At 63.0% G+C, this 7775-nt stretch carries 5 protein-coding genes and 1 pseudogene; 1 reads left to right on the forward strand and 5 read right to left on the reverse strand.

Annotation, left to right across the window (positions count from 1 at the left end):
• A partial coding sequence (locus tag MFF61_RS33295; protein WP_283206071.1) for a heavy metal translocating P-type ATPase occupies positions 1–1692 on the reverse strand: 1692 nt, incomplete at its 3' end.
• An 83-nt stretch (positions 1693–1775) separates the two neighbouring features.
• Between MFF61_RS33295 and cueR the strand changes: the two genes are divergently transcribed.
• Positions 1776–2204 (forward strand): Cu(I)-responsive transcriptional regulator, encoded by a 429-nt coding sequence (gene cueR / locus MFF61_RS33300; protein ID WP_238242063.1) that lies wholly within the window; start codon positions 1776–1778, stop codon positions 2202–2204.
• A 35-nt stretch (positions 2205–2239) separates the two neighbouring features.
• Here the strand turns inward: cueR and copM are convergent, their stop codons facing one another.
• From copM to MFF61_RS33320, 4 genes and pseudogenes are all read right to left on the reverse strand, one after another.
• Complete coding sequence (copM, locus tag MFF61_RS33305) at positions 2240–2668, reverse strand: CopM family metallochaperone (protein WP_238242066.1); 429 nt, start codon at positions 2666–2668, stop codon at positions 2240–2242.
• Positions 2669–2695: 27 nt separating this feature from the next.
• On the reverse strand, positions 2696–3061 hold the full coding sequence (locus MFF61_RS33310) for a hypothetical protein (RefSeq protein ID WP_238242067.1): 366 nt from the start codon (positions 3059–3061) through the stop codon (positions 2696–2698).
• Positions 3062–3094: 33 nt separating this feature from the next.
• Positions 3095–5536, reverse strand: a pseudogene (locus tag MFF61_RS33315) (efflux RND transporter permease subunit); the annotation flags it as partial.
• A gap of 644 nt (positions 5537–6180) precedes the next feature.
• Positions 6181–7515, reverse strand: a complete 1335-nt coding sequence (locus MFF61_RS33320; RefSeq protein WP_238242068.1) for a hypothetical protein — start codon at positions 7513–7515, stop codon at positions 6181–6183.
• Between the last annotated feature and the right edge of the window lie 260 nt (positions 7516–7775).

Consider the following 7775-nt stretch of genomic DNA (forward strand, 5'->3'; position numbering starts at 1 on the left):
GCTGGCGCGCTCGACGCTGGCCGCCAGCCGCAGGATCTCGGCTTCCGTGAACCCTTCGGCCGGGACCACCTGGGTGACCGCCGGCTTGCCCTCGGTGAGCGTGCCGGTCTTGTCGACCACCAGCGTGGTAATCTTCTCCATGCGCTCCAGCGCCTCGGCATTCTTGATCAGCACGCCGGCCTGGGCGCCGCGGCCAACGCCAACCATGATCGACATCGGCGTGGCCAGCCCGAGGGCGCACGGGCAGGCGATAATCAACACCGCCACCGCGGCCAGCAGGCCGTAGGTGAAGCGCGGCTCGGGGCCGACCGCGAACCAGGCGATGAACGCCAGTGCGGCGACTGCCATGACCACCGGCACGAACCAGCCGGCCACCTGATCGGCCAAGCGCTGGATCGGCGCGCGGCTCCGTTGAGCCTCGGCGACCAGTTGGACGATGCGCGCCAGCATGGTGTCGCGGCCGACGTTTTTGGCCTCGATTACCAGGGCGCCGCTCTGGTTGAGGGTGCCACCGATCACGGCGGCGCCGACATTCTTGCTGACCGGCATCGCCTCGCCGGTGACCAGCGCCTCGTCCACCGACGAACGGCCCTCGATCACGGTGCCGTCGACCGGGACCTTTTCACCGGGGCGCACGCGCAGGCGATCGCCAACCTGCACGGCGTCGAGGCCGATTTCCTCCTCGCTGCCGTCGGACCGGATCCGGCGGGCGGTCTTCGGGGCGAGATCGAGCAAGGCGCGCAGAGCGCCGCTGGTGCTTTCGCGGGCGCGCAGCTCCAGCACTTGGCCCAAGAGCACCAGTACGGTGATCACTGCCGCAGCCTCGAAGTACGCCGGCACGGCACCGCCATGGCCGCGCAGGGCGGCCGGAAACACCGCTGGTGCTGCGGTCGCCACCACGCTGTAGAGCCAGGCCACGCCGGTGCCGAGGGCGATCAGCGTGAACATGTTGAGGTTACGGCTTTGGACCGACGCCCAGCCGCGTTCGAAGAACGGCCAGCCGGCCCACAGCACCACCGGCGTGGCCAGCACCAGCTGCAGCCAGTTGCTGTTCTGCTGGCCGAGGCGATCAACCAGGCCAGTCAGGTGACCGCCCATCTCCAGCGCGAACACCGGCAGGGTCAGCACCAAGCCGATCCAGAACCGGCGGGTCATGTCAACAAATTCGGCGCTCGGGCCGGTGTCGGTGCTGATCAGCAGCGGCTCCAGCGCCATGCCGCAGATCGGGCAGGCGCCGGGGCCGACCTGTCGGACATCGGGGTGCATCGGACAGGTGTAGATCGTGCCCTCGGGCACGGGTTCGGCCTTAGCCGCGGCACTGGCTAGGTCGAGGTAGCGCGCCGGGTCGGCCGTGAACTTCGCCTGGCAGCCGGCCGAGCAGAAGTAATAGGGATGCCCGTTGTGTTGGGCGCGATGCTTGGCCGTGTGCGGGTCGACCGTCATGCCGCAGACCGGGTCCTTGACGGTCCCCTCGGCCGTCGGGCCGGGGTGGTCATGCGTATGATGATGGTCATGACCGTGGGGAGCGTGGTCATGGGCTGCCGGTGCCGCCTTGCTATGCCCCCCGCAGCAGCTGTGACCATGGCCGGCAGGCGCCGCAGCCTGATCGGCGTTCGTCGCCTTGCGCTTTCCACCGCAGCAGCTGGCGTCGGCAGCCTGATCCTGCGGGTGGTCGTGGGCGTGGTCGGTCATGGCCGGGGTCCTGTCTTGATCCTCTTGCCAGGCAGCCTGCACCTTCCCATCATGGGAAGGTCAACAGGGGGGCGGCAGGGACGATGAACATCGGGCAGGCAGCGCAGGCCTCGGGCATCTCGGCGAAAATGATCCGCTATTACGAGAGCATCGGCTTGGTGCCGCCGGCGGGCCGCCGCGGCAGCGGCTACCGCGACTACGGCCCGGCCGACCTGCACCGCCTCGGGTTCATCCGCCGCGCCCGCGACCTGGGGTTTTCGGTCGAGCGCATCCGGCTCCTCTTGGAGCTGTGGAGCGATCAAGGCCGCAGTAACGCCGAGGTGAAGGTCATCGCACTGACCCACATCAACGAGCTTGAGGGACGGGCGCAGCAGCTGCAGGAGATGGCCGGGGCACTGCGCACCCTGGCCAACGCCTGCGACGGCGACGGGCGGCCGGACTGCCCGATTATCCAGGGCCTGGAGGCCGGTGAGGCGCCGGCCTGTCACGGCGCGCCCCCGGCACGGCAGTAGCAGCGCCGCCCAGTTCGGTAGGGCGGGCCGCCGGCTCACTGGCCGTGCTGCTTCAGCCAGGCCTGCATCTCGGCGATCTCCTTTTCCTGATCGTCGATGATCTTCTGCGCCATCTGCTTGGTGGCCGGGTCCCTGGCGTGCTTCAGCGCTACCTTGGCCATGCTGATCGCACCCTGGTGGTGCGGGATCATGTGCGTGCGGAAGTCGACGTCGGCGTTGCCCGTGTAGGGAACGTGCATGTTGTGCATCATCGCCATGTCCGCGTCCTTGAAGTCCTTGGTCGACGGCGCATCACCCGGCTTGGGCATCATGTCGGCCATCATCTTCTGCATGTCGGCCTGATGCGCATCGCTCGCCTCGTTCGCCGTCGGCTTATGCGCCCCGTGGGTGTGCGCGGTCTGCGCCAGGCCGGATCCGGCGGTGAGGAGCAGGGCAGCGACGAGGGTGGGAACAGTGACCTTCATGGCCATTTCTCCATTTGGATGAGGGATTTAATTGAACTTACCGCTGGCGGTCGCGCCGTCGGGCGCGGTCAGCTGCACGGCGCCCTTGGGCGCACTGCCCAAGGCGACCTCGGCGGTGCCGGTCAGCTTCTTGTCGTCGGTGGGGATCAGCGTGATCCGGGCTGGCTTGCCGTTGATCACCAGGATCGCGGTGCCCTTGAAGCCGGTCGCCGGCAGCGGCTTCTCACCTTCGTCAGTGACGTAGACGTCGACGGTCTTGTCCCTGGCGACGAGTTCGACGTGGTATTTGCCGGCGTCGGTCACCCGGCCGCCGTTCTTGCCAGCGACCTCGTGGGCGCAAACCGGCACGGCGAGCAGCAGGCTGCCAACAGCAGCTAACCTCCAGAACAGCATTATTTCTTTCCTCCTTGATTGAGGGTTGAGGGATCAGAACGCCTCTCGGATCGGCGCAGGGGCACCAGCCGAGGAGGCGGGCTGAACAGGGGCAGAGCGCAGGCGCTCGAGCGGGCGGCGGCCGAACCGGAGGAACAGGATCGGCGTCAGGAGCGTGTCGAGCAGCGTGGCGCTGATCAGGCCCCCGAAGATCGTCACCGCGACCGGGTGCAGGATCTCCTTGCCTGGGCTCGCCGCGTCGTAGAGCAGCGGCACCAGCGCGACGCCGGCCGACAAGGCTGTCATCAGCACCGGGGTCAGCCGCTCCAGGCTGCCGCGCACGACCAAGTCTTTGCCGAACGGCACACCCTCGTGCAGCGCCAGGTTGAGGTAGTGGCTGATCTTCAGGATGCCGTTGCGGGCGGCAATGCCGGTCAGGGTGATGAACCCGATCATTGAGGCCACGCTGAGCGGCTGGCCGACCAGCCACAGCGCCGCGACACTGCCGATCAGCGCCAGCGGCACGTTGCCCATGATGATCAGCGCCAGCGCCGCTGAGCGGTAGCGGCTGTAGAGCAGCGCAAACACCAGCGCGAGCGACAGCGCCGACAGCGCCGCGATCGTCCGCGTGGCATCCTCCTGGGCTTGGAACGTGCCTTCCAGGCTGGTGAAGAACCCGGGCGGCAGCTTTTCCTGGGCGATGGCCGCGCGCATGGCCGCCACGATGGTGGTCATGTCGCTGTCGCCGTTCGTGTTGGCCTGCACCACGATCCGGCGGCGGGTGTTTTCGCGCAGGATCTGGTTCGGGCCGTCGGTTTCGCGGATGTCCGCGACCTGTCGTGCCGGCACCCAGCCCGAGGGGGTTTCTAAGAGGAGGTCGCCGAGACCGACGGTGGTGCGCTGGTCCTCCGGTAGGCGGATCAGCACATCGAAGCGCCGCACCCCGTCGACCACCGTGGAGACCACCCGGCCGTTGGACAGGCGGCTGATCTGATCGACCACCGCAGCGGGCTGCACGCCGTAGAGCGCGGCGCGGGTGTAGTCGACCCGGATCTCCAGCTGCGGGATGCGCACCTGCTTTTCGACCTGCAGGTCGGTCAGGCCGGGAATCGTCGCGAACCGCTCGCGTAGGCTGTTGGCGATGCGCCGGAGCGCGTCCAGGTCCTCGCCGTAGATCTTGAGCGCGATCTCGGCGCGCACACCCGAGAGCATATGATCGAGGCGGTGCGAGATCGGCTGGCCGACGTTGACGCTGACCGGCAGCACCGCCAGGCGCTGGCGAATGTCGGCGACCAGCGCCTCCTTAGGCCGTCCTTCACCGCCCTTGAGCTCGACCTCGATCTCCGAGGCGTGCACCCCCTCGGCGTGCTCATCGAGCTCGGCCCGGCCGGTGCGCCGGCCAACGGCTGACACCTCGGGGATCTGCTGCAGCAGCTGCTCCGCGATCAACCCGACCCGGTTGCTCTCGGCCAGCGAGATCCCCGGGTTGAAGGTCATGTTGACCGTGAAGCTGCCCTCGTTGAAGGGCGGCAGGAACGCCCGCGGCAGCTGCCACGCGGCAATCCCTGCGCCGAGCACCGCCAGGGCGATCGTGCCGACCAGCAGGCGCTGGTGGCGGAACGCCACGGCCAGCAGCGCGGCATTGCCGCGCTTGAGCGCCTTGAGAAAGCGGCTGTCGTGCTCTTCGAGGTTCTTGAGGCCCGGCAGCAACCAGGAGGCCAGCACCGGGGTCAGCGTGATCGAGGTGAACAGGCTGGCCAGGATCGAGATGATGTAGGCCTGCCCGAGGGGGGCAAACAGCCGGCCCTCGATGCCCGACAGGGCGAACAGGGGCACGAACACCAGGATGATGATCATCGTCGCGTAGACGATGCCGGAGCGCACCTCGTTGGAGGCCTCCACCACCACCTGGAAGACGCTCTTCGGGTTGCCGGCCCGGCGGTTCTCGCCGAGGCGCCGGAAGATGTTCTCGACATCGACCACGGCGTCATCGACCAGCTCGCCGATCGCGATGGCGAGGCCGCCGAGAGTCATCGTGTTGATTGACAGACCGAAGAGATGAAAGACCACCGCGGTGGTCAGGATCGACACCGGGATCGCCAGGAGCGAGATCGCGGTGGTGCGCACGTTCAAGAGGAACAGGAACAGCACTGCGGCGACCACCACGATGGCTTCCAGCAGCACCCGCTCGACGTTGGCGATCGAGGTTTCGATGAAATTCGCCTGCCGGAACAGGATCTGATCAGCCTTGATGCCGTCCGGCAGGGTCTGGGTGATCTCGCCCAAGGCCTGCTCGATCTGCCGGGTCAGTTTGACCGTGTCGACGTCGGGCTGCTTCTCGACTGACACGATCACGGCCGGCTTGCCCTGGTAGCCGGCCTCGCCGCGCTTGACCTTAGCGGAAAACGACACCTCGGCGATCTGGCGCAGGTAGACGGGCGCGTTGTTGACCGTGGCCATGACGACATTGCGCAGGTCGTCCAAGTCCAGCTGTCGCACCTCAGGAAAAATTATCCAGAACGGCACCATTCTGCATGGACCGATAGCAAAATAGATTGTCCAGATTGTCACAGAAGTTTATCCGGGCACTCAATAAATTGATAAAGAGCTGATATTGAACAGAAATTAACACAGGCTGGATGACAGAGGCTAGGCGCTCGGTCTTCCTCGGAACTTGCCCGAGCCCGATAGCCCGCCTGCCGCTGGCCTCTGGAAAGCTCTCCTGCGTTAGTACGCTCGACAGCAGGACATTCGGATTCTAATGTGGAACCGCGACGCAGCTTCGATCCGTTCGACGGATCAAGGCGCGGATGCCATGCCTGATTTTCCAGCCGTCCAGGCCCGCGTCTGTTTAGGCGATATTTACAAGACGAACGAACCAAGAAGTGCCTAGGCAGTCTAAGTGGTCTCGACTCGACCCAACCCGGCAACTACGCCGCGACGTGCGTTGAGCGCCAAAGCGCTAGCGCCAGGAGTCTTCGATCTTAAGCTATTGATCGTATCGAAGGGGAGACCATTGTCGAACCGCTTCAACACCGGAATCCGAATAGACCACAGCATGTAGCAGTGCGCCTAAGGACGGCGTCCCTGACTCGTAAGCATCGCAACAAGGAAAACAAATGAATAAAACTCTTCACGCCCTATGCGGCTCTTCTATAAACCCTAGCTCTTGTCATAGCTACTTCTCTAGCGAAATCCCGCGGCACGTCGGCTAGTCTATATAGTATGAAGACCCAATTATGGGTTGATGAAAGAATTGGTGCTACGTCGCATTTTCTCATGACGCGCTGTACAACCCTCGCACTCGTTCCGTATTCTTTGGCAAGAATCGAGGGGGTGGTGTAAATCTGCCAGAAGCGCACGACCTCGCTCAATGGAATGCGTGACTCACCGTACTGATTCAATGTTCGAGTTAGAACATCATTATTGATGGCAATACTTAGTGAGGCTAGTGATATGCCCAGCTCGCGAGCGGCCTGCCGCGAATTCAGACTGTTGAAAATTCTGACCTTAGCCTCTTCAACACTTCGAGCATCAAATAACAGCGACGGGATGCCTTTGCAGTTCTCAAGCACCGCAGAGGCCGTCAGGTCGGCGCGGACCATGAAGTCGCATACCTCGGCGATGGAGCCCATCCTAAGTCTCTTTGCGATGTCTGCCATCGAAAATACATCTTGTCCGGCTTCTTTCACTAGCGGAGCCGAACCGCGAAGTTTCTGAAGAAATTGCTCTACGGCGAGCTTGTCGAAATCATCGATCTTACGACTCAGCAAAGGATCGACAATACCAGGAGTTATTAGGCCTTTCGATATGAGCATCTGGGTATTGCGCGAAGATGTGCCGAGCAATACATTAAGATCCGAACGTTTCAAGCGGCGTGAGACTATAATTTCAACCTGCTTCGCATTTTTTGCTGATATTGATTCTGGATTTCCGCGACCGGGTCCAGATGATTTCGCGCCGAGTTCTTCGAGGCATTTTGCTATTACCTTGGGATGACGATCAAGTTGCGCAGCCAGCGAGCGAATGCCGACAAATTTTGAGGAATGTGACCTCCTTATGTAGGATGATTCGTGTAGATAAGCCCGCCTTGCACAATGATCGAATAATATACTCTTGATATTTTCGATGCGGCTTCCACTCGGAATCGACTTTGCCCATCGATAAAGCCTTCCGTAGACCACCTTCGCTCCCCACCCGGGTGCCGATGAAGCGAGAGCATCAAGCAAACCAACATAGTTCGTTGGCCATTCGCTCGCAACACGGAAGCCGGCAGACATGACATGCAGATTACGATCCAAGCCCGATCCCCTGATCTTTGCATAAGGGCCATGTACGGCAGCTATCCCAAATCGCTTGATCACAGAGAGAGCAAGATCAAGTGGAAGAGCATCCAGAAAATCCGATCCGATCTGTCGCGCACCGGTTAAGCGGCCCACGATGTATAAATCCGCAGCGGCATCATCTTCAGTCACTGCTTGCGACTCGCACCGGAGTAGGGAATGACCCCGTGTGCACCGCGTCAGCGATCCGTGATGCCACCCGACAGGTCGCTCTAACTCGGGATCGCAAGCAGGACAAGACTTTAGAAGCTGCACTTTGTGGAAAGGACATGTCGAGATAGCTTGGACATCCCACCAGAAACGGCGATGTATATTCCATCGTGCCTGCCGGTCCGCCGGTGCCCTGAGATCTTCCTCCAGCATTTTGGACACTGGTCAGCCCCCATCGGAGT

It is taken from the genome of Methylobacterium isbiliense (assembly GCF_022179325.1).
Classification (GTDB): domain Bacteria; phylum Pseudomonadota; class Alphaproteobacteria; order Rhizobiales; family Beijerinckiaceae; genus Methylobacterium; species Methylobacterium isbiliense.